Annotated in this window: 15 protein-coding genes; 5 read left to right on the top strand and 10 right to left on the bottom strand. The window is 67.4% G+C overall.

The window, feature by feature from the left end; all coding sequences use genetic code 11:
• Positions 1-171 precede the first annotated feature (171 nt).
• Genes MTBLM5_RS08230 through MTBLM5_RS08215 form a run of 4 tightly spaced genes read right to left on the bottom strand, consistent with a single transcriptional unit; the run spans position 172 to position 3,922 of the window.
• The gene (locus MTBLM5_RS08230) at positions 172-1,545 is read right to left on the bottom strand and encodes an FAD-binding oxidoreductase (RefSeq protein ID WP_173975503.1); all 1,374 of its coding nucleotides are present in this window, start codon (positions 1,543-1,545) and stop codon (positions 172-174) included.
• Positions 1,546-1,550: 5 nt separating this feature from the next.
• A complete protein-coding gene (locus tag MTBLM5_RS08225; protein ID WP_173975501.1) occupies positions 1,551-2,585 on the bottom strand; it encodes a GTP-binding protein in 1,035 nt (344 codons plus the stop codon).
• Positions 2,582-2,974: a phosphoribosyl-AMP cyclohydrolase gene (gene hisI, locus MTBLM5_RS08220; protein WP_173975498.1), complete on the bottom strand. Its 393-nt coding sequence runs from the start codon at positions 2,972-2,974 to the stop codon at positions 2,582-2,584. The genes MTBLM5_RS08225 and hisI overlap by 4 nt, the downstream gene beginning before the upstream one ends.
• Positions 2,975-3,016: 42 nt before the next feature.
• A complete protein-coding gene (locus MTBLM5_RS08215; protein WP_173975496.1) occupies positions 3,017-3,922 on the bottom strand; it encodes a zinc ABC transporter substrate-binding protein in 906 nt (301 codons plus the stop codon).
• 56 nt (positions 3,923-3,978) lie between these two features.
• Here MTBLM5_RS08215 and MTBLM5_RS08210 point away from each other — a divergent pair, with 56 nt between their 5' ends.
• From MTBLM5_RS08210 to MTBLM5_RS08200, 3 genes are read left to right on the top strand one after another with little or no spacing between them, the layout of a single operon-like run.
• Positions 3,979-4,464, top strand: a complete 486-nt coding sequence (locus tag MTBLM5_RS08210; protein WP_371814005.1) for a Fur family transcriptional regulator — start codon at positions 3,979-3,981, stop codon at positions 4,462-4,464.
• Entirely contained in the window at positions 4,461-5,225 is a 765-nt protein-coding gene (znuC, locus tag MTBLM5_RS08205; RefSeq protein WP_173975492.1) for a zinc ABC transporter ATP-binding protein ZnuC, read from the top strand. The genes MTBLM5_RS08210 and znuC overlap by 4 nt, the downstream gene beginning before the upstream one ends.
• A complete protein-coding gene (locus MTBLM5_RS08200) occupies positions 5,218-6,000 on the top strand; it encodes an iron chelate uptake ABC transporter family permease subunit (protein WP_173975490.1) in 783 nt (260 codons plus the stop codon). Before znuC ends, MTBLM5_RS08200 begins: the two co-directional genes overlap by 8 nt.
• On the opposite strand, the gene gph is transcribed toward MTBLM5_RS08200, so the two are convergent.
• Complete coding sequence (gene gph, locus MTBLM5_RS08195) at positions 5,994-6,662, bottom strand: phosphoglycolate phosphatase (protein WP_173975488.1); 669 nt, start codon at positions 6,660-6,662, stop codon at positions 5,994-5,996. The genes MTBLM5_RS08200 and gph overlap by 7 nt on opposite strands.
• An 85-nt stretch (positions 6,663-6,747) precedes the next feature.
• On the opposite strand from gph, the gene glmU reads away from it, so the two are divergent.
• Positions 6,748-8,094, top strand: coding sequence for a bifunctional UDP-N-acetylglucosamine diphosphorylase/glucosamine-1-phosphate N-acetyltransferase GlmU (gene glmU, locus MTBLM5_RS08190; protein ID WP_173975487.1), 1,347 nt, complete (start codon positions 6,748-6,750; stop codon positions 8,092-8,094).
• An 11-nt stretch (positions 8,095-8,105) separates the two neighbouring features.
• Positions 8,106-9,929, top strand: coding sequence for a glutamine--fructose-6-phosphate transaminase (isomerizing) (gene glmS / locus MTBLM5_RS08185; RefSeq protein WP_173975485.1), 1,824 nt, complete (start codon positions 8,106-8,108; stop codon positions 9,927-9,929).
• On the opposite strand, the gene MTBLM5_RS08180 is transcribed toward glmS, so the two are convergent.
• The 5 genes from MTBLM5_RS08180 to MTBLM5_RS08160 all read right to left on the bottom strand — a co-directional run bounded on the left by MTBLM5_RS08180 (position 9,930) and on the right by MTBLM5_RS08160 (position 18,005).
• Complete coding sequence (locus MTBLM5_RS08180) at positions 9,930-12,083, bottom strand: xanthine dehydrogenase family protein molybdopterin-binding subunit (protein ID WP_173975483.1); 2,154 nt, start codon at positions 12,081-12,083, stop codon at positions 9,930-9,932.
• A gap of 3 nt (positions 12,084-12,086) precedes the next feature.
• Positions 12,087-12,542, bottom strand: coding sequence for a (2Fe-2S)-binding protein (locus MTBLM5_RS08175; RefSeq protein ID WP_173975481.1), 456 nt, complete (start codon positions 12,540-12,542; stop codon positions 12,087-12,089).
• A gap of 93 nt (positions 12,543-12,635) precedes the next feature.
• Positions 12,636-13,688 (bottom strand): HD domain-containing phosphohydrolase, encoded by a 1,053-nt coding sequence (locus MTBLM5_RS08170; RefSeq protein WP_371814004.1) that lies wholly within the window; start codon positions 13,686-13,688, stop codon positions 12,636-12,638.
• Complete coding sequence (locus MTBLM5_RS08165; protein WP_173975479.1) at positions 13,685-16,870, bottom strand: PAS domain-containing protein; 3,186 nt, start codon at positions 16,868-16,870, stop codon at positions 13,685-13,687. Before MTBLM5_RS08165 ends, MTBLM5_RS08170 begins: the two co-directional genes overlap by 4 nt.
• 1 nt (position 16,871) lies before the next feature.
• Positions 16,872-18,005, bottom strand: coding sequence for an FIST signal transduction protein (locus MTBLM5_RS08160; RefSeq protein ID WP_173975477.1), 1,134 nt, complete (start codon positions 18,003-18,005; stop codon positions 16,872-16,874).
• Positions 18,006-18,077: the final 72 nt, after the last annotated feature.

Below are 18,077 nucleotides of genomic sequence, written 5' to 3'. Positions count from 1 at the left end.
CGACCAATAGCCACAGTCTTGAGGTAATACCACCGCGCTTCAACAGTCCCATCATTTGCTCTGTCTCCCATCCCGCCGGCTGTTCTTTTTGCATTGCAGCGCGGTCGTCCCGTGGCGGTCTCAATTCCGCACAGAAAGAAGTGTAGTCTGATGAAGGCGCTCAGGAAAGTGTTAGTCCTTGATAATCTTCCCGGGATTCAGGATGCCGTCGGGGTCCAGCGCCTGCTTGATGGCCCGCATCACCGACAGGGCGCCGCCGGCCTCGGCCGCCAGGAAATCCTTCTTCCCCATGCCGATTCCGTGTTCGCCGGTGCAGGTGCCGCCCAGGGCCAGGGCGCGGGCGACGATGCCTTGGTTCAGCCGTTCGGCCAAGGCGACCTCGGCCGGGTTGTCGGGATCGACCAGCACCAGGGCGTGGAAATTGCCGTCGCCGACATGGCCGACCAGGGCCGAGATCAGGCCCGACCGGTCCAGGTCGGCCTTGGTTTCCAACAGGCAGCGGGCCAGGGCCGAGATCGGCACGCAGGCGTCGGTGGTCCAGGCCTTGGCGCCTGGCCGCAGCGCCAACGCCGCCCAATAGGCGGTATGGCGGGCCGCCCACAGGCGGGTGCGCTCTTCGGTGGTGGTGGCCCAGGTGAATCCGCTGGCCCCGAAATCGGCGGCGATGGACGCGACGCGCTCGGCCTGTTCGGCGACGCTGGCCGGGCTGCCGTGGAACTCGAAGAACAAGGTGGGGGCTTCCTGGTGGTCGGTCCTGGAATATCGGTTGACCGCCGCGATCATGGTCTGGTCCAGGAACTCGACGCGGGCGACGGGGATGCCCGACTGGATGGTCAGGATCACCGTGTCGATGGCGGCCTCGACCGACGGGAAGGGACAGGTGGCGGCCGAGATGGCCTCGGGCACGCCGTGCAGCTTTAGCGTCAGTTCGGTGATGATGCCCAGCGTGCCTTCCGAGCCGACCATCAGCCGGGTCAGATCATAGCCGGCCGAGGATTTGCGGGCGCGCCCGCCGGTGCGGATGATGCGGCCGTCGGCCAGCACCACTTCCAGGCCCAGCACATTGTCCTTCATGGTGCCGTAGCGCACCGCGTTGGTGCCCGACGCCCGGGTCGCCGCCATGCCGCCCAGGCTGGCATCGGCGCCGGGATCGATGGGGAAGAACAGGCCCTGGTCGCGAAGATGCTCGTTCAGTTGCTTGCGGGTGACGCCGGGCTGGACGGTGACGTCCAGATCCTCGGGGCGAACGGCCAGGATGGCCTTCATCCCCGCGAGGTCGATGGTCACGCCGCCCTTGATCGCCGCGATATGGCCTTCCAGCGAGGTGCCGGTGCCGAACGCGATCACCGGCACCCGGAACCGCGCGCATTCCTTGACGGCGAAGGCGACGTCATTGGTCGATTGCGCGAACAGCACAGCGTCGGGCGGGAAGGCGGAAAAGTGCGATTCATCCTTGCCGTGCTGCTGGCGCACCGAGGCCGCCTGCGACAAGCGCTCGCCGAAATGGGCCGACAGGGTGCGCAGCAATTCGGCGGGCAGCTCCATTCGGGTCAAATCCCCTTTTCGTCGGCCAGGCCCAGCACGCCGGCCAGCATGTCGTCGATCACCTTGCGGTCGAGGTCGCGGGTGATGAAGACGATGCGGGTGCGGTGGTCGTCGTCGGGCCAGCCGGGCAGGGCGGCCGGCGGGTGGAACACGTGCTGCACGCCATGGATGGCCATCGGCTTGTCGGAACCCAGCACGTTGACCACGCCCTTGATGCGCAGCAGGTTCTCGCCGCGATTGGCGATCAACAGTTCGAGGGCGAAGGCCAGGCCGGGCCAGCTGACCGGCGCCTGGCGGGTGAACACGAAGGCCTGGACCCGGTCGTCGTGGCGGTTGACGTCGTGGTGGTGATGATGGTGGTCGTGGTGGGCACGGAACGATTCCTCGTTCATCCAGCGCCGCACGTCGGGAATCTTGTCGCGATCGTTGAACAGGCCGGCATCCAGGATGGCCGCCGGGTCCAGCTTGCCGTCGATGGCGTCGATGGTGATGGCCGCCGGGTTCAGCCGGGCCAGACGCTCGCGCAGGCGGGCGGTTTGTTCGGGCTTGGCGATGTCGGTCTTGGTGATGACGATGCGGTCGGCCACCGCCGCCTGCTTGACCGCTTCCGGGTGGTTGTCCAGCGTCGCCGAACCGTTGACGGCATCGACGGTCGAGACGATGCCGTCCAGCCGATAGCGGCTCGACAGCAAGGGATCGGTCATCAGGGTGTGGATGATGGGGGCGGGGTCGGCCAGGCCGGTGGTCTCGATGATGACGCGGGCGAATTCGGGGATCTCGCCCTTGACCCGCTTCAGGAACAGTTCGCGCAAGGCATTGACCATGTCGCCCCGCACCGTGCAGCACAGGCAGCCGGAATTGAGCAGCACGATATCTTCCGCGACATGGCGGACCAGCAGATGATCGATGCCGATCTCGCCGAATTCGTTGACCAGGACGGCAGTGTCGGCCAGGCCGGGCTGGCCCAGCAGATGGTTCAAAAGCGTGGTCTTGCCGCTGCCCAGAAAGCCGGTCAGCACGGTCACCGGAAGGGTGGTCATTTCTTGTAAAGCTCCTCTGGCGAGACCAGGACCGGGGCCACCTCGGTCAGGCCTTCCGGGCGGGCGGCGGTGTAGAAGCAGGTGCGCCGGCCGGTATGGCAGGCGACGCCGTCCTGGTCCACTTTCACCAAGATGGTGTCGCCGTCGCAATCAATCAAAAATTCCTTCAGGCGCTGCTGCTGGCCCGAGGTCTCGCCCTTGCGCCACAGACCCTTGCGCGAGCGCGACCAATAGCAGACCCGGCCGGTGGCCAGGGTCTCGGCCACCGCGTCCCGGTTCATCCACGCCATCATCAGCACCTCGCCGGTGTCGAATTGCTGGGCGATGGCCGGGACCAGCCCGTCGGCGTTGAAGGTGATGGCGGCAAGGGCGGCGGCGGCATCGGTCATGGCGGGCTCCGGTTGGGGACGCTTATTCCTATAGATGATCCCTCAGCCGCCCGAAAGACACGAGGTCAAGGAATCGGCCAAACGCCGCATCATGGTGAAATAAAGGTCGGGGCCGGGGGGCAGGTCGGCCCCTTGCGGGTCCAGCACGCCCAGGCGGGCGCCGGCCGCCTGGGCCAGGCTGGCGGCCAGCGGCGAGGGGAATTGCGGCTCGCGGAACACGCAAGCCGCGCCGGCACTCTTCATGCGGTCGCGCAAGGCCGCCATGCGCTTGGCCGAGGGCGGCCGGTCGGGGTCGATGGTGACGGCCCCGACCGGGTTCAGGCCATAGCGCGCCTCGAAATAATGATAGGCGTCGTGGAACACCACATAGGGGCGGGTCTTGACCGGGGCCAGCCTGGCCGCCAGCTCGGAATCCAGCGCGTCGAGCCGGGCCAAGGTGGCCTGGGCGTTGGCCCGGTAAAGGGCGGCGCGGCCCGGGTCCTTGGCCGCCAGCTTGTCGGCCAGAGCGGCCACCAGAAGCTTGGCGTTGGCCGGGTCCAGCCACAGGTGGAAGTCGGCTTCGTCCCGGTCGGAATGGTGGTGGTGGTGGTCGTGGGCTTCCCAGGCGCCGCCTTCGCGCTGGTCCAGCCGGGTGATGCCGGGCAATTGGGCCAAAGCCAGGATGTCCGACCTGGCCGCCGCCAGCGGCCTGGCCAGGAAGGTCTCGTAGGCAGGCGAAACCAGCACCACCAGGTCGGCCGCCTGGACCAGACGGGCGTCCGACGGCTTCAGGGCATAGGCGTGCTCGCTGGCCAGGCCGTTGACCACCTGCGCCGGCTGGCCGGCGCCGGCCATCACCGCCGCCGCCAGCGAATGCAGCGGCTGGATCGAGGCCGCCACCTTCAATTCGGCGGCGTGGACCTGGGTGCCAAGGCACAACAGCAAGGCGGCGATGGCGTGCTTGGACATGGGTGGGCTTTCGTGCGAGGATGGGCGATGGACGTAACGTTATAATATAACATTTGGTGACGGCAAGCCCGATGTCCTTTCCCTCCCACGACCACGACCACCGCTCTTGCGTGGCGAGTGCGCTTGGTGCCGCCGAGGCCGAGTGCCGCCGTCGTGGCGCCCGCCTGACCGACATCCGCCGCCGGGTGCTGGAATTGATCTGGACCAGCCACGCCCCGGTCGGGGCCTATGCGCTGTTGGAGCAATTGGGGCGCGGCGCCGCGCCGCCGACCGTCTATCGCGCGCTGGATTTCCTGCTGGCGCACGGGCTGATCCACCGCATCGAGACCCAGAACGCCTATGTCGGCTGTTCCCATCCCGGCCAGCCCCATGCCGGGCTGTTCCTGCTGTGCCGCCAGTGCGGTGCCGTCGCCGAGCTGGCCGAGGCCGCCACCACCCGCGCCATCGAACAAGAAGCCGCCGCCCTGGGTTTTCAGATCGACAGTCTGACGGTCGAGGCGCAGGGCTTGTGCCCGGGCTGCCGGGCCGGGGCCAGCCCATGAGCGCCCTGGTCCGCCTGGACAAGGTGTCGCTGGCGCTGGCCGGCCATCCGGTGCTGTCGGGGGTGTCGCTGGCGGTCGAGCCCGGCCGCATCGTCACCATCGTCGGCCCCAACGGCGCCGGCAAATCGACGCTGGTGCGGGTCGCCCTGGGGCTGGTCAAGCCCGATTCCGGCACGGTCAGCCGTCGGGCCGGCGCCATCGTCGGCTATGTGCCGCAGCGTCTGAGCATCGATCCGGCCTTGCCGCTGTCGGTGCGCCGCTTCCTGGCCATGGCGGCGCCCGATTCCGACGCTTCCCAATGGGACCGGGCGCTGGAACAGGTGTCGGCCGGCCATGTCCTGGGCCGCCAGGTGCGCGACCTGTCGGGCGGCGAACTGCAGCGGGTCCTGCTGGCCCGTGCCCTGTTGCGCCGGCCCAATCTTCTGGTGCTGGACGAGCCGGTCGCCGGTGTCGACATGGCCGGCCAGGCCGAGCTTTACGACCTGATCGCCGCCTTGGCCCGGACCGGCGCCTGCGCCGTGCTGATGGTCAGCCACGATCTGCATGTGGTGATGGCCGCCACCGACGAGGTGGTGTGCCTGAACCGCCATGTCTGCTGCGCCGGCCACCCCGAGACGGTCAGCCGCCACCCCGAATATCTGGCCCTGTTCGGGCCGGGCGTCGCCGCCAGCCTGGCGGTCTATACCCATGTCCACGATCACCAGCATCTGCCCGACGGCTCGGTCGGCCATCAGCATGGCCCGGACTGCCACCATGGATGAGTTCCTGATCAAGGCCCTGGCCGCCGGCATCGGTCTGGCCCTGGTGGCAGCGCCATTCGGCTGCTTCGTGGTATGGCGGCGCATGGCCTATTTCGGCGACACCTTGGCCCATGCGGCGCTGCTGGGTGTGGTCGCCAGCCTGCTGCTGGGGACCTTGCCCCTGTTCGGCATCGCCTTCGTCGCCGTCGCCGCGGCCATCTTGCTGGCCCAGGCCCAACGCCAGGACAAGCTGGGCTCGGACACCATCTTGGGCATCGTCTCGCATGGGTCGCTGGCCGCGGGGCTGGTGGCGTTGTCGCAGGTCGAAACCGTGCGGGTCGATCTGATGGGCTGGCTGTTGGGCGACATCCTGGCGGTCACCTGGGGCGATGTCGGCCTGATCTGGGGCGGCGGCGCGCTGATGCTGACCGCGTTGGCCCTGGTGTGGCGGCCGCTGCTGGCCGCCACCATCGATCCCGACCTGGCGACGATCGAGGGCCATGCGGTCGAGCGCGCCCGAATGATTCTGATGGTGCTGGTGGCGCTGGTGGTGGCGGTGGCGATGAAGGTGGTCGGCGTGCTGCTGGTCACAGCACTTCTGGTGATCCCGGCCGCCACCGCGCGCGGCCTGTCGCGCACGCCCGAGCAGATGGCTGCCTTCGCAGCACTTGTCGGCATGGTGGCGGTCGGCTCGGGTCTGGCGGCCAGCTGGCATTTCGACAGCCCAGCCGGCCCGTCGGTAGTGGTGGCGGCGGTTATCGTGTTCCTGGCGGCACGGCTGGTCCGGCGCTACTGACGGCCGACGACGGCTTCGTAAAGGTCGCGGAAATCGTCGATCACGTAGCTGGCGCCCAGTTCCGCCACCGGGTTTTTCGAATAGCCGAAGCTGACCACCACCACCGGCAGGCCGGCGCCCTTGGCGGCCAGCACGTCGTTGACCGAATCGCCGACCATCACCGCTTCGTCGGCGCCGACCCGCAGGCGGGTCAGCACCGCCTCGACATGGGCCGGGTTGGGCTTCAGGGCCGGGGCGTCGTCGCCGCCGACCACCACGGCGAAGAAGTGGTCGATGCCCAGCACGCTCAGGATGTCGTGGGTGGCCTTGGTCGGCTTGTTGGTGCATACCGCCAGCGCGATCCCCTTGGCCTTCAGTTTCTCCAACGTCTCGACCACACCGTCCCACGGCTTGGTCAGGTCGGCGGCATGGGGCTCGTAATGGGCCAGGAAGCGTTCCAGCCACAGATCGATATTGCCGTCGGGCAGGCCGCCCCGGGCGTCGAAGGCGCGGGTCACCAGGGTCGAGGCGCCGTCGCCGACCATCGGCCCGACATCGGCGTCGGTCAAGGGCGCCCGCCCGGCCATGGCCAGGGTCTTGTTGACCGCGATGGTCAAATCCGGAAGGGAATGGATCAAGGTGCCGTCAAGATCGAAGATAACTGCCCGCTTCGCCCGATTCATTGAAACCTTCCGCAATAAAGATTGACTGGCTCCCAACGGTCCTTTGTGGCACCTTCCGCCCTGACCCGCAACAGGTAGAGTCTGTATGTCCAGCCATCGTCTCGCCGTCATTGTGCTCGCCGCAGGGCAGGGCACCCGCATGAAGTCCGACCTGCCCAAGGTCATGCATCCCTTGGCCGGGCGTCCGATGATCCGACACCTGATCGAAACGGTGCAGGGCCTGTCGCCTGAGAAGGTGGTGGTGGTGGTCGGCCCCGGCATGGATTGCGTCGCCGAGGAAGTGGCGCCGCTGACGACGGCGGTGCAGACCGACCGTCTGGGCACCGGCCACGCCGTGGCGCAGGCCAAGGCCGCCTTGGGCGAGTTCGACGGCGACGTGCTGGTGGTGTTCGGCGACACCCCGTTGATCACCCGCGACACATTGAAGCGCATGCTGGCCGAACGGCGCGGGCCGAAGCAGCCGGCGGTGGTGGTGCTGGGCTTCAAGCCGGCCGATCCCGGCCATTACGGCCGCCTGGTGGTTGGTGCCGAGGGCTTGAAGGCCATCGTCGAGTGGAAGGACGGCAACGAGGAACAGCGGGCCATCCCGCTGTGCAATTCCGGCGTCATGGCCGTCGATGGCAAGCGCCTGTGGCGCCTGGTCGAACGGCTGTCCAACGACAATGCCAAGGGCGAGTACTATCTGACCGACGTGGTCGCCTTGGCGCGCGGCGACGGCGCATCGTGCGCGTTCGTGCTGGGCGAGCCCGAGGAATTGCTGGGCGTCAATTCGCGCGTCGAGCTGGCCGGGGCCGAGGCCATCGTCCAGCGCCGCCTGCGCCTGGCCGCCATGGATAACGGCGCCACCCTGATCGAGCCCGAGACCGTGTGGTTCTCGTGGGACACCAAACTGGGCCGCGACGTCGTGGTGTGGCCCAATGTGGTGTTCGGCAAGAAGGTCAGCGTCGGCGACGGCGTCACCATCAAGGGCTTCTGCCATTTCGAGGGCTGCACCATCGGCGACGGCGTCGAGATCGGCCCGTTCGCCCGCCTGCGCCCCGGCGCCGAGATCGAGGACGACGCCCATATCGGCAATTTCGTCGAGGTCAAGAAGGCCAAGGTCGAGAAGGGCGCCAAGGTCAACCACCTGGCCTATATCGGCGACGCCCGGGTCGGCGCCGGCGCCAATGTCGGCGCGGGCACCATCACCTGCAATTACGACGGCTTCGACAAAAGCTTCACCGACATCGGCGCGGGCTCCTTCATCGGCTCGAACTCGTCGTTGGTGGCGCCGATCACCGTCGGCGACGGCGCCATCGTCGGGGCCGGCTCGGTGGTGACCCGCGACGTCACGCCGGGCGCGCTGGCGGTGGCGCGCGGCAACCAGATGGAGCTGGCCGGCTGGGCCGACCGTTTCCGTGAACGCAAGAAGGCCGAGAAGGCCAAGTCGTAAGGGGTAGCACCATGTGCGGCATCGTCGGCATGATCGGCAAGGGCGCCGTTGCGCCTCTTCTGGTCGAGGGTTTGCGGCGTCTGGAATATCGCGGCTATGATTCGGCCGGGATCGCCACCCTGGTCGATGGCGACATCCGCCGCCGCCGCGCCGAGGGCAAGCTGGTCAATCTGGAGCGCCTGCTGGACAGCCAGCCGCTGGCCGGCACCATCGGCATCGGCCACACCCGCTGGGCCACCCACGGCGTGCCCAATGAGAAGAACGCCCACCCGCACGCCACCTCGCGCGTTGCCGTGGTCCATAACGGCATCATCGAGAATTATGCCGAACTGAAGGCTGAACTGACCACGGCCGGCCAGGTGTTCGAAAGCGACACCGACACCGAGGTCGTGGCCCAATTGATCGACTTCCACCTGGCCGCCGGCCTGGCCCCCGAGGACGCGGTCGCCGCCGCCTTGAAGCGCCTGCACGGGGCCTTTGCCCTGGGGATTTTGTTCGCCGGCCGCGACGATCTGTTGATCTGCGCCCGCGAAGGCAGCCCGCTGGCCATCGGCTATGGCGCCGGCGAGATGTTCCTGGGCTCGGACGCGCTGGCCCTGGCGCCCCTGACCCAGAAGATTTCCTATCTCGAGGACGGCGACTGGGCGGTGCTGACCGCCGACGGCGTCCAGGTGCGCGACCGCGCCGGCAATCCGGTCGAGCGCCAGGTCCGGCTGACCCAGTTCTCGGGCGCGATGATCGGCAAGGGCGAGCATCGCCACTTCATGCTGAAGGAAATCTTCGAGCAGCCGCAGGTGGTGGGCGATACCCTGAACACCATGCTGAACCCGGCGTCGCGGACCATCACCTTGATGGATCTGCCGTTCGATCTGGGTTCGGTCAACCGCGTCACCATCGTCGCCTGCGGCACGTCCTATTATGCCGGGCTGGTCGCCAAATACTGGATCGAGCGCCTGGCCAAGGTGGCGGTCGAGGTCGATATCGCCTCGGAATTCCGCTATCGCCAGCCGGTGGTGGCCAAGGGCGACCTGGCCATCTTCATCTCGCAATCGGGCGAGACCGCCGACACCTTGGCGGCGCTGCGCTGGTGTCTGGATCGGGGCATGAACACCATCGCCCTGGTCAACGTCGCCGAAAGTACCATCGCGCGCACCGCCCATGCGGCGCTGCTGACCCAGGCCGGGCCGGAAATCGGCGTCGCCTCGACCAAGGCCTTCACCTGCCAGTTGACGGTGCTGGCCTGTGTCGCCATCGCGCTGGGGCGCGCCAACGGCCAATTGCCGGCCACCGAGGAAGCCCGCCTATCGCAGGCCCTGGCCGAGGTGCCGGCCTGCATTTCCGAGATCTTGCGGGCCGACGACGGCATCCGCCGCGTCGCCGAGGATATCGCCCAGGCCCGCGATGTTTTGTATCTGGGGCGCGGCACCGGCTATCCCATCGCCCTGGAAGGGGCGTTGAAGCTGAAGGAAATCAGCTATATCCATGCCGAGGGCTATGCCTCGGGCGAGTTGAAGCACGGCCCGATCGCCCTGATCGACGACCATGTGCCGGTGATCGTGGTGTGCCCGACCGACGAGCTTTACGACAAGACGGCGTCGAACGTTCAGGAAGTGATCGCGCGCGGCGCCCGGGTGGTGTTCCTGTCGGACAAGGAAGGCCAGGCCCGTCTGGTCAACAAGCCGCTGGCCGCCTTCACCTTGCCCAGCGTCGATCCGTTCGTCGCCCCGATCTTGTACGCCGTGCCGGTGCAATTGCTGGCCTACCACGTCGCCGTCGCCAAGGGCACCGACGTCGATCAGCCGCGCAACCTGGCCAAAAGCGTGACGGTCGAGTAATCAATCCTTGAACGGCAATGTCCGCGTGCGCTTGCCGGTCGCCGCCGCCAGGGCGTTGGCGATGGCCGGGGCGATCGGCGGCACGCCCGGTTCGCCGACGCCGGTCGGCGGTGCCGCCGATGGCACGATATGCACCTCGATGACGGGCATCTCGTCGAGCCGCAGCACTTCGTAGCCGTTGAAACTGGTCTGGTCGACCCGGCCGTCGGTCAGGGTGATGCGGCCATACAGGGCGGCGCCCAGCCCGAAGCCGATGCCGCCTTCCATCTGGGCGCGAATCTGGTCGGGCTGGACTGCCAGGCCGCAATCGACGGCGCAGACGACGCGGATTACCTTGAAGCCGCCCTTGCCATCAAGGGCGATCTCGGCGACTTGGGCCACCACCGAGCCGAAGGATTGGTGCACCGCCAGGCCGCGGAAACGGCCGGGCGGAAGCTTGTCGCCCCAGCCAGCCTTGGCGGCCACCAGGTCAAGCACCGCCAGATGGCGCGGATGGTCCGCCAACAGGGCGCGGCGATAGGCCAGCGGGTCCTTGCCGGCCAGGACGGCCATCTCGTCGATCAGGGTCTCGGTGACGAAGGCGGTGTGGGTGAGGCCGACCGAGCGCCACCACAAGACCGGCACGCCGACCTTGGGCGAGATCAGGTCGCAATGGAAATCGGCCGGTGCATAGGGAGAATCCGAAACCCCCTCGACCGAGGTGTGATCGACGCCGTCATGGACCAGCATCTTCTCGAACGGCGTGCCGGCGCCGATCGATTGGCCGACGATGCGGTGGCGCCAGCCCAGCGGCTGGCCGTCCAACCCGATACCGGCCGCCACCTTGTGCAGCATCATCGGGCGATAGCGGCCGCCGGTCATGTCGTCTTCGCGGGTCCACTGGACCTTGACCGGAGCACGCCAGCCGATGGCCTTGGCGCATTCCACCGCTTCGACCACCACGTCGCCGTCGGCCACCGCGCGCCGGCCGAAGCCGCCGCCGGTCATCATCACGTGCAGGCGCACCGATTCCGGGGCGACCCCCGCCGCCTTGGCCGCCAGGGCGCGGTAAAGGTCGGGCATCTGATGGCCGCCCCACACCTCGATCATGTCGCCGGTGCGGGCGGCCACCGCGTTCAACGGCTCCATCGCCGCATGGGCCAGGTAGGGGAATTCATAGGTGGCGTCGATGCGGGCCACCGCCCGTTTCAGGGCCTGGTCGGGATTGCCGCGGCTGGCGGCGATGGGCGCTGGCGTGCTTTCGCCGGCCAGGCGGCGGTATTCGGCCCACAATTGGGCCGATCCACGGGTTTCGGCGTGGGTCTGGTCCCATTCGACGGTCAGCGCCTGGCGGCCCTTGATGGCGGTCCAGGTATCGGTGGCGATCACCGCCACGCCGCGCGAGGTGGCCGCCACCTCGACCACGCCGGGGATCGCCTTGGCGGCGGTGGCGTCGAAGGATTTCACCGTCGCCCCGAACAGCGGCGGCCGGGCCAGCACGGCGGTCAACATGCCGGGCAGGCGCAGATCGGCGGTATAGGTCTGGCGGCCGGTGGATTTGGCCGCCGAATCGAGCCGGCGGAAACCTTCCTTGCCGATCAGGCGCCATTCGGTCGGGGATTTCAGGTGCGGCTCGGCCGGGACCGGCTGGGCGGCGGCCGCCTCGGCGAAGGCGCCGATCGACGCCTTGCGGCCCTTGGGGCCGATGACCATGCCGTGTTCCACCCGGACCAGATGGGGCGACACCCGCCAGGCTTGCGAGGCCGCCTCGACCAGCATGGCGCGCGCCGCGGCACCGGCCATCCGATAGCGTTGGAACGACGATTTCATCGCCGTCGAGCCGCCGGTACCTTGCGCCACGCCGCCCCAGGCCAAGTTGCCGTACAGCTTGGGATTGCCCCAGGCGCCCTCGACGGCGATGGCGGCGGGGTCCAGATCCAACTCTTCGGCCACCAAGAGCGCGATACCGGAATAGATGCCCTGGCCCATATCCATGTGGGCCGACAAGATGGTGACCGTGCTGTCGGGGCTGATGCGCAGATAGGCCTGGAACGGCGACGAGGGGGGCTGGGCCGGGTCGGCGGCCTGGGCCTTGAAGCCCAGCGTCAGGCCGGCGCCTGCGGCGCCCACCGTCAGCAGGAACGAACGGCGCGAGAGGGGCAGCTGGCGGTCCATGGCTCAGGCTCCCAGCTTGCGGGCGGCGGCATGGATGCCGGCGCGGATGCGCTGATAGGTGGCGCAGCGGCACAGATGGCCCGACAAAGCATCGTCGATCTGGGCGTCGGTCGGCTTGGGATTGTCGGTCAGCAGCGTCATCGCCGCCATCACCTGGCCGCTTTGGCAATAGCCGCATTGCGGCACGTCCAGCTCGGTCCAGGCGGCGGTGACCGCCTGGGCGACCCGGCCGGAAATGCCTTCGATGGTGGTGATGGCGCGGCCCTCGGCGGCACTGACCGGGGTGGCGCAGGCCATGGCCGGCTTGCCGTCAAGCTGGACCAGGCAGGCGCCGCACTGGGCGGCGCCGCAGCCGTATTTGGTGCCGGTCAGGCCCAGATGGTCGCGCAGCACCCACAAAAGCGGGGTGTCGGCGGCGGCCTCGACCTGATGGGTGACGCCGTTGACGGTCAGACGCATCGCTTGCCCCCGGTTGCCGTGCTGGAACCCTGTCAATGTAGGGGCGTGCGGTTGCCGCGACAAGCCATGACGGCCCGCTTTACGGTCCTAAGGTCAATGGCCGCCATCGTCGGCGAAGCGGGCCCTGGTCGCCAGGATGTCGGGCCAGGCGGCCAGGAAGGCATCGACGCAGGACGGGTCGAAATGGGTGCCGCGCCCGGTTTCCAGGAACTTGGCCGCGTCTTCGACCGTCCAGCCGGTCTTGTAGGGCCGGGTGCTGGTCAGGGCGTCGAACACGTCGGCGACCGCCACGATGCGGCCGGTCAGCGGAATGTCCTTGCCCTTCAGGCCGAACGGATAGCCGCTGCCGTCGTACTTTTCGTGGTGATAATAGGCGATCTCGGCGCCCAGACGGATCAGGTCGGATTCCGATCCGTCCAGGATGGCGTGGCCGATGGACGGATGGCGCTTCATCACCGAAAATTCCTCGTCGGTCAGCCGGCCCGGCTTCAGCAAGATGGCGTCGGGTATTCCCAGCTTGCCGACATCGTGCATCGGCGCCGCCTTCAAGATCAGGTCGCACTGGTCGTCGGGCAGGCCCAGGCCGGCGGCGATCATGCGCGAGAAATGGGCCATGCGCTGAATGTGGCCGCCGGTTTCCGGGTCGCGGAACTCGGCCGCGCGCGACAGGCGGACGATCAGTTCGTGCTCGCGGGCTGTGATGGCGCTGGTCGCCTTGCGCACCTCTTCGGCCAGCCATTTGTTGCGGTTCTTCTGGGCCAGGTGGCTGCGGCGAAGGGCCAGAAGGTTGGTCAGGCGCACCCGCATCTCGGTGGCATCGACCGGCTTGGTCAGGAAGTCGGTGGCGCCCAGTTCCAGGGCGCGGTGACGGACCTGACGCTCGCCGGCGGCGGTGATCATGACGATGGGAACGTCGCGGCCGCCCGGCAGCAGGCGGATCGCTTCCAGCAATTGATGGCCGTCCAGGCCCGGCATCATGAAATCGACCACCACCAGATCGGGCAGCGAGGCGGTGGCGTTCTGCAGCGCCTCGATCGGGTCGGGGTGGCAGGTCACGGTGACGTCGTCGGCCACCCGCTTGGCGATCTGTTCGAACAACGTCAAGTTGGTGTCGTTGTCATCGACGATCATGATGCGCATGGTCATGTCCCGAACTCCGAAGACAGGGCCGCCAGTGTGGTCTCGGCGACGCCCAGCGCCTTCTCGAACCAGCGGTCTCCGGCGGCATGGTCGCCGGATATCCCGGCCTGTTCGATATGCGAGAAGCAGTCTGCCAGGCGCGGCAGTCCCAAATTCGCCGCCGCCCCCTTCAGCGAGTGGGCGGTGCGCTTCAACTGGTCCATGTCGGCATCGGACAGCGCCGATTCCATCTCGCGCAGCCTGGTCGGCATCGACCGGGTGAACGAGGTCAAGAGGCCGATGAAGACGTCGCGGTCCAGGGCGTCGATCAGGCCCTCTTGCGCGTCCTTGTCGATGATGTCCGGCTCGGCGGCCGGTTCGGTGGCCGTGTCCTGCGGCTCGGGCGAAGCGACGGAGTCGGGCTGGCAGGAATTCTTGCGCCGGCCCAGCACGCGCTCGGTCCAGCGATCCAGCACCTCGGACAGCCGGCGGCGGTCGATCGGTTTGCTGACATAATCGTTCATGCCGCCATTGATGCAGATCTCGCGGTCGCCCTGCATGGCGTTGGCGGTCATGGCGATGATCGGAATGGCGCTCTTGTCGCCGGGCAGCGCCCGGATCGCGGCGGTGGCGGCCAGCCCGTCCATGTTGGGCATCTGCATGTCCATCAAGACCAGGTCGTAATCGCAGGTCTGAACCAGGTTCAGCGCCTCGCGGCCGTCGTCGGCGACATCGGCGCGGTGGCCCAGCTTGGCCAGCAAGCCCACCGCGACCTGCTGGTTGACCGAATTGTCCTCGGCCACCAGGATGCGCAGCGCCGTGGTGGTGGTGATCTCGGTGGCCGGGCTGGAATGAACCGGAACCGGCTGGTCGGGCCGCTTGCCGGTGATCTCCATCAGGCAATCCAGCAGGGCGCTTTGCCTGAGCGGCTTGGAATAGACCGCCGACAGGCCCAGCCGCTTGCCGGCCTCGGCGAACTCGCCCGGATTGCCCGACGAGGCCAGGATCAGGCGCAATTCCGCCAGGGCCGGGTCGGTGCGCAGCACGGCGGCCAGGTCCAGTCCGCTCATGCCCGGCATGTGATGGTCGATCAGGGCGACATGGAAGGGGCTTCCCGACAGCGACGCCGAGCGGATCGCCATCAGGCCGCTGGTGGCGCTGTCGGCCATGGCGGCGATGGCACCCCAGGAATGCAATTGGCGGAAGAAGATCTCGCGGTTGGTCTCGTTGTCGTCGACCACCAGCACATGCAGCCCGGCCAGCGGGTTGTCGGGGGCCTGGGCCGGCTGGACCCGACTGATGCAGCGCAGCGGCACCTTGAACCAGAAGGTCGATCCGTGCCCGACCTTGCTGGTGAAACCGATCTCGCCGCCCATCATGTCGACGATGGTCTTCGAGATGGCCAGTCCCAGCCCCGAGCCGCCGAACTTGCGCGCCGTCGAGGAATCGGCCTGGGTGAACTTTGCGAACAGCTTGCCTTGCGCCGCCTCTGGGATGCCGACGCCGCTGTCGGATACCGACACGTCCAGCCAGGTGGTGTCGTCCGAGACGTGGCGCGCGCCGACGGTGATGGTGACCGCGCCCTTTTCGGTGAACTTGACGGCATTGCCGGCCAGGTTCATCAGCACCTGGCGCAGGCGGCCGGCATCGCCCGAGAACACGCCGTGCGCCTCGGTGGGGATGAAATAGCTGAAATCGATGTCCTTGCCCTTGGTGCGAGGACCCAGAATATCGACCACGCCCTCGATCAGCGGGGTGATCTCGAAGGGGCCGTCCTCGAATTCCAGGCGGCCGGCCTCCATCTTCGAAAAATCCAGGATGTCGTTGATGATGCCCAGAAGCGATTCGGCCGACATCCGCACGGTGTCGGCGAAATGGCGCTGTTCCTTGGTCAGATGGGTGTCCATCAACAGGCCGGTCATGCCGATGATGCCGTTCATCGGGGTGCGGATTTCGTGGCTCATGGTGGCCAGGAAGTCCGACTTGGCCCGGTTGGCCGCCTCGGCGTTGTCCAGCGCGATGCGCAATTGCGCCTCGACGCTCTTGCGGTCGGTGATGTCCTTGTGGGTGCCGGCCATGCGCAAGGGCTTGCCGTCGCCGTCGCGTTCGATCAAACGGCCCGAGGCCATGATCCACCGCCACGTCCCGTCGCGGTGCAGCAGGCGGAACTCGACCTCGTAGGTGGGCGTGCGGCCTTCCAGATGGGAGTTCAGCGCCGCCTGGACGGACTCGCGGTCGTCGGGGCACAAAAGGTTGGCCCAGGACTGGCCGGTATGGGGGAAGGCGTCGGGCGGATAGCCCAGCATCCCCATCCACTGGCTGCTGAACGTCGCCTGATCGGTTTGCAGGTTCCAGGTCCACAGGCCGATCGAGCCGGCATCCAGGGCGATCTGCAGACGCTGTTCGCTTTCGCGCAGCGCCGCTTCCATCTGCTTGCGTTCGGTGATGTCGGTGCGGATGCCGATATATTGGCGCGGCTTGCCGCGCTCGTCGAGGATGGGGACGATGGTGGCGTCGACCCAGTAGATCTGGCCGTCGCGGCGGCGATTGCACACTTCGCCGTGCCACACTTCACCGCTGGCGATGGTTCGCCACATCTCGCGGAAGAATTCGGGCGGGTGGGCGCCGGACTTGACGATGCGATGGTTCTGCCCCAGCAACTGCTCGCGCGAATAGCCGCTGACCGCCAGGAACTTGTCGTTGGCGTAAAGAATGGTGCCGGCACGGTCGGTGATGCTGACGATGGCATGCTGGTCCAGGGCGAACTTCTGCTGTTCCAGTTCCAGCTGGATGTCGCTGCGCTCGTGGACCAGATTGGAAATCAGCGCCGACAGCTTGTCCAGCCCGGCCGCACCCTCGTCGATGATCGGCATGTCCGAGGCGGCCAGCAGCTCGTTGACGGTGCCGCGCAGGGTCTCGATGGCCTGGGCCTGGGCGTGGGCCTCGTCGCGCAGGCGCTCGTTGACCCGGTTCAGTTCGTCGGAACTGAGAACCAGACTGCGGTTCCGGAGCGACAGGTCGCGCTCGTTCTGCTCGTAGGTGTCCTCGACCCGGCGCAGCAATTCGGCCAGCCCGGCGATCAGCCGTGCCGCCGACGGCGGCAGGCTGTCGGCGGGCAGGGTGAACAATTCCATCAACAGCGCCTGGACTTCGGTTTCGCCATCGACTCCGAAGGCTCGGCGCAACTGACGTAATAGAATTCGGTTCATGTCACCGCTCGGCAATGAACGTCACGGTCATCGTCTGGTTGTGCAGCTTGCAGTCGATGTTCGACGAGAAGGGCGCGATCTCGCCATACGAGTAGAAGCCGGCAATGGTGGCGCTCTTGCCCAGCACGGTGGCCACCGCTTCGACCTCGTCCTCGACGGCGTCGCCCATCACCAGTTTGCGGCCGACGCAGCTGACCAGGATGCCCAGGGTTTGACCGGGGATGGCGCCGGGGCCGGCCCCGGCCCGCTTGGCGGCGGTCTCGGCGCCGTCGACCAGGCCGTCATTGTTGGCGTGCATCAGGCGCAGATAGCCGTTGGCATCGATGTCGCCGGCCAGGACCAGCGAGCCCGAGGCCTCGTCGACGCCCAGAATGGTGCGGATCAGGCCGACCGTGCTGTGGTCCTCGCGCAGCATCTCGAACGGGAACAACAGGCCGGATGCCGGCAGGTCCTTGGCGTATTCGCCCAGATATTCCTTGTAGAGGGCCAAGGCCGACTGGCCGTCCAGTTCGAACAAGACGTTGCCTTCCGAGCGGGTGACCTTGCGCACCGGCCCGAACGGCTGCCAACCGCCATAGCTGCCATGGCCGATCTCGACGGCGTCGCCATAAAGGCCGACCGCGACCACGCCGTCGCAATCGATTCCATCGGTGGACAGGGTCAGGGTTTCGGTGAAGGCGCCGCCATCGCCGGCCAGTCCACCGGAAATCGGTACCTCGCCGCCGACCTCGGCGATGATGCCTTCGATCAAGGCGCTGCCGTTGATGCCCAGGCCCTTGCCGAACACCAGCACGGCGCGCAGTCCGTCGCCCTTCAACACCCGGCCGATGTCGCGGCCGGCATCGTCGGAATGGGCCATGTCGGTCACGCGGGCCTTGGCGACGCGCTGACGGGTCTTGTCCCAGCGGATGGCGGTCAGCACGACGCTGCCGTCGCGGACCCGTTGGCCGGCGATTTCACCGGCGGTCGAACAGCCGATCAGTTCCGCCGCCGGGAAGGCCGCGCGCAATTGCGCATGGAACTCGGGCACGCGCATGGCGGCGACCGACCCGAACACCAGGACCAGATTGGGGGAAATTTCGCTTAAGGCGGCCAAAGGCTCGCCACCGGTGACCACCGTTTGACGGATTTCCATGACGACAACGCCCTCCCTGACTGAAAACTGGGTGAACTATACCTTCGCATTATAAATAGAATAATCGTGAAT

It is taken from the genome of Magnetospirillum sp. LM-5, from assembly GCF_902729445.1.
Taxonomy (GTDB): Bacteria; Pseudomonadota; Alphaproteobacteria; order Rhodospirillales; family Magnetospirillaceae; genus Magnetospirillum.
The sequence above is the reverse complement of the archived record's forward strand: the minus strand, read 5'-3'. Positions and strand labels throughout refer to the sequence as shown.

Excerpts from the sequence above, each read along its gene's own strand:
- MTBLM5_RS08230 (WP_173975503.1), bottom strand. The coding sequence starts at position 1,545 with ATGGAGCTGCCCGCCGAATTGCTGCGCACCCTGTCGGCCCATTTCGGC.
- MTBLM5_RS08225 (WP_173975501.1), bottom strand. The coding sequence starts at position 2,585 with ATGACCACCCTTCCGGTGACCGTGCTGACCGGCTTTCTGGGCAGCGGC.
- hisI (WP_173975498.1), bottom strand. The coding sequence starts at position 2,974 with ATGACCGATGCCGCCGCCGCCCTTGCCGCCATCACCTTCAACGCCGAC.
- MTBLM5_RS08215 (WP_173975496.1), bottom strand. The coding sequence starts at position 3,922 with ATGTCCAAGCACGCCATCGCCGCCTTGCTGTTGTGCCTTGGCACCCAG.
- znuC (WP_173975492.1), top strand. The coding sequence starts at position 4,461 with ATGAGCGCCCTGGTCCGCCTGGACAAGGTGTCGCTGGCGCTGGCCGGC.
- MTBLM5_RS08200 (WP_173975490.1), top strand. The coding sequence starts at position 5,218 with ATGGATGAGTTCCTGATCAAGGCCCTGGCCGCCGGCATCGGTCTGGCC.
- gph (WP_173975488.1), bottom strand. The coding sequence starts at position 6,662 with ATGAATCGGGCGAAGCGGGCAGTTATCTTCGATCTTGACGGCACCTTG.
- glmU (WP_173975487.1), top strand. The coding sequence starts at position 6,748 with ATGTCCAGCCATCGTCTCGCCGTCATTGTGCTCGCCGCAGGGCAGGGC.
- glmS (WP_173975485.1), top strand. The coding sequence starts at position 8,106 with ATGTGCGGCATCGTCGGCATGATCGGCAAGGGCGCCGTTGCGCCTCTT.
- MTBLM5_RS08180 (WP_173975483.1), bottom strand. The coding sequence starts at position 12,083 with ATGGACCGCCAGCTGCCCCTCTCGCGCCGTTCGTTCCTGCTGACGGTG.
- MTBLM5_RS08175 (WP_173975481.1), bottom strand. The coding sequence starts at position 12,542 with ATGCGTCTGACCGTCAACGGCGTCACCCATCAGGTCGAGGCCGCCGCC.
- MTBLM5_RS08170 (WP_371814004.1), bottom strand. The coding sequence starts at position 13,688 with ATGACCATGCGCATCATGATCGTCGATGACAACGACACCAACTTGACG.
- MTBLM5_RS08165 (WP_173975479.1), bottom strand. The coding sequence starts at position 16,870 with ATGAACCGAATTCTATTACGTCAGTTGCGCCGAGCCTTCGGAGTCGAT.
- MTBLM5_RS08160 (WP_173975477.1), bottom strand. The coding sequence starts at position 18,005 with ATGGAAATCCGTCAAACGGTGGTCACCGGTGGCGAGCCTTTGGCCGCC.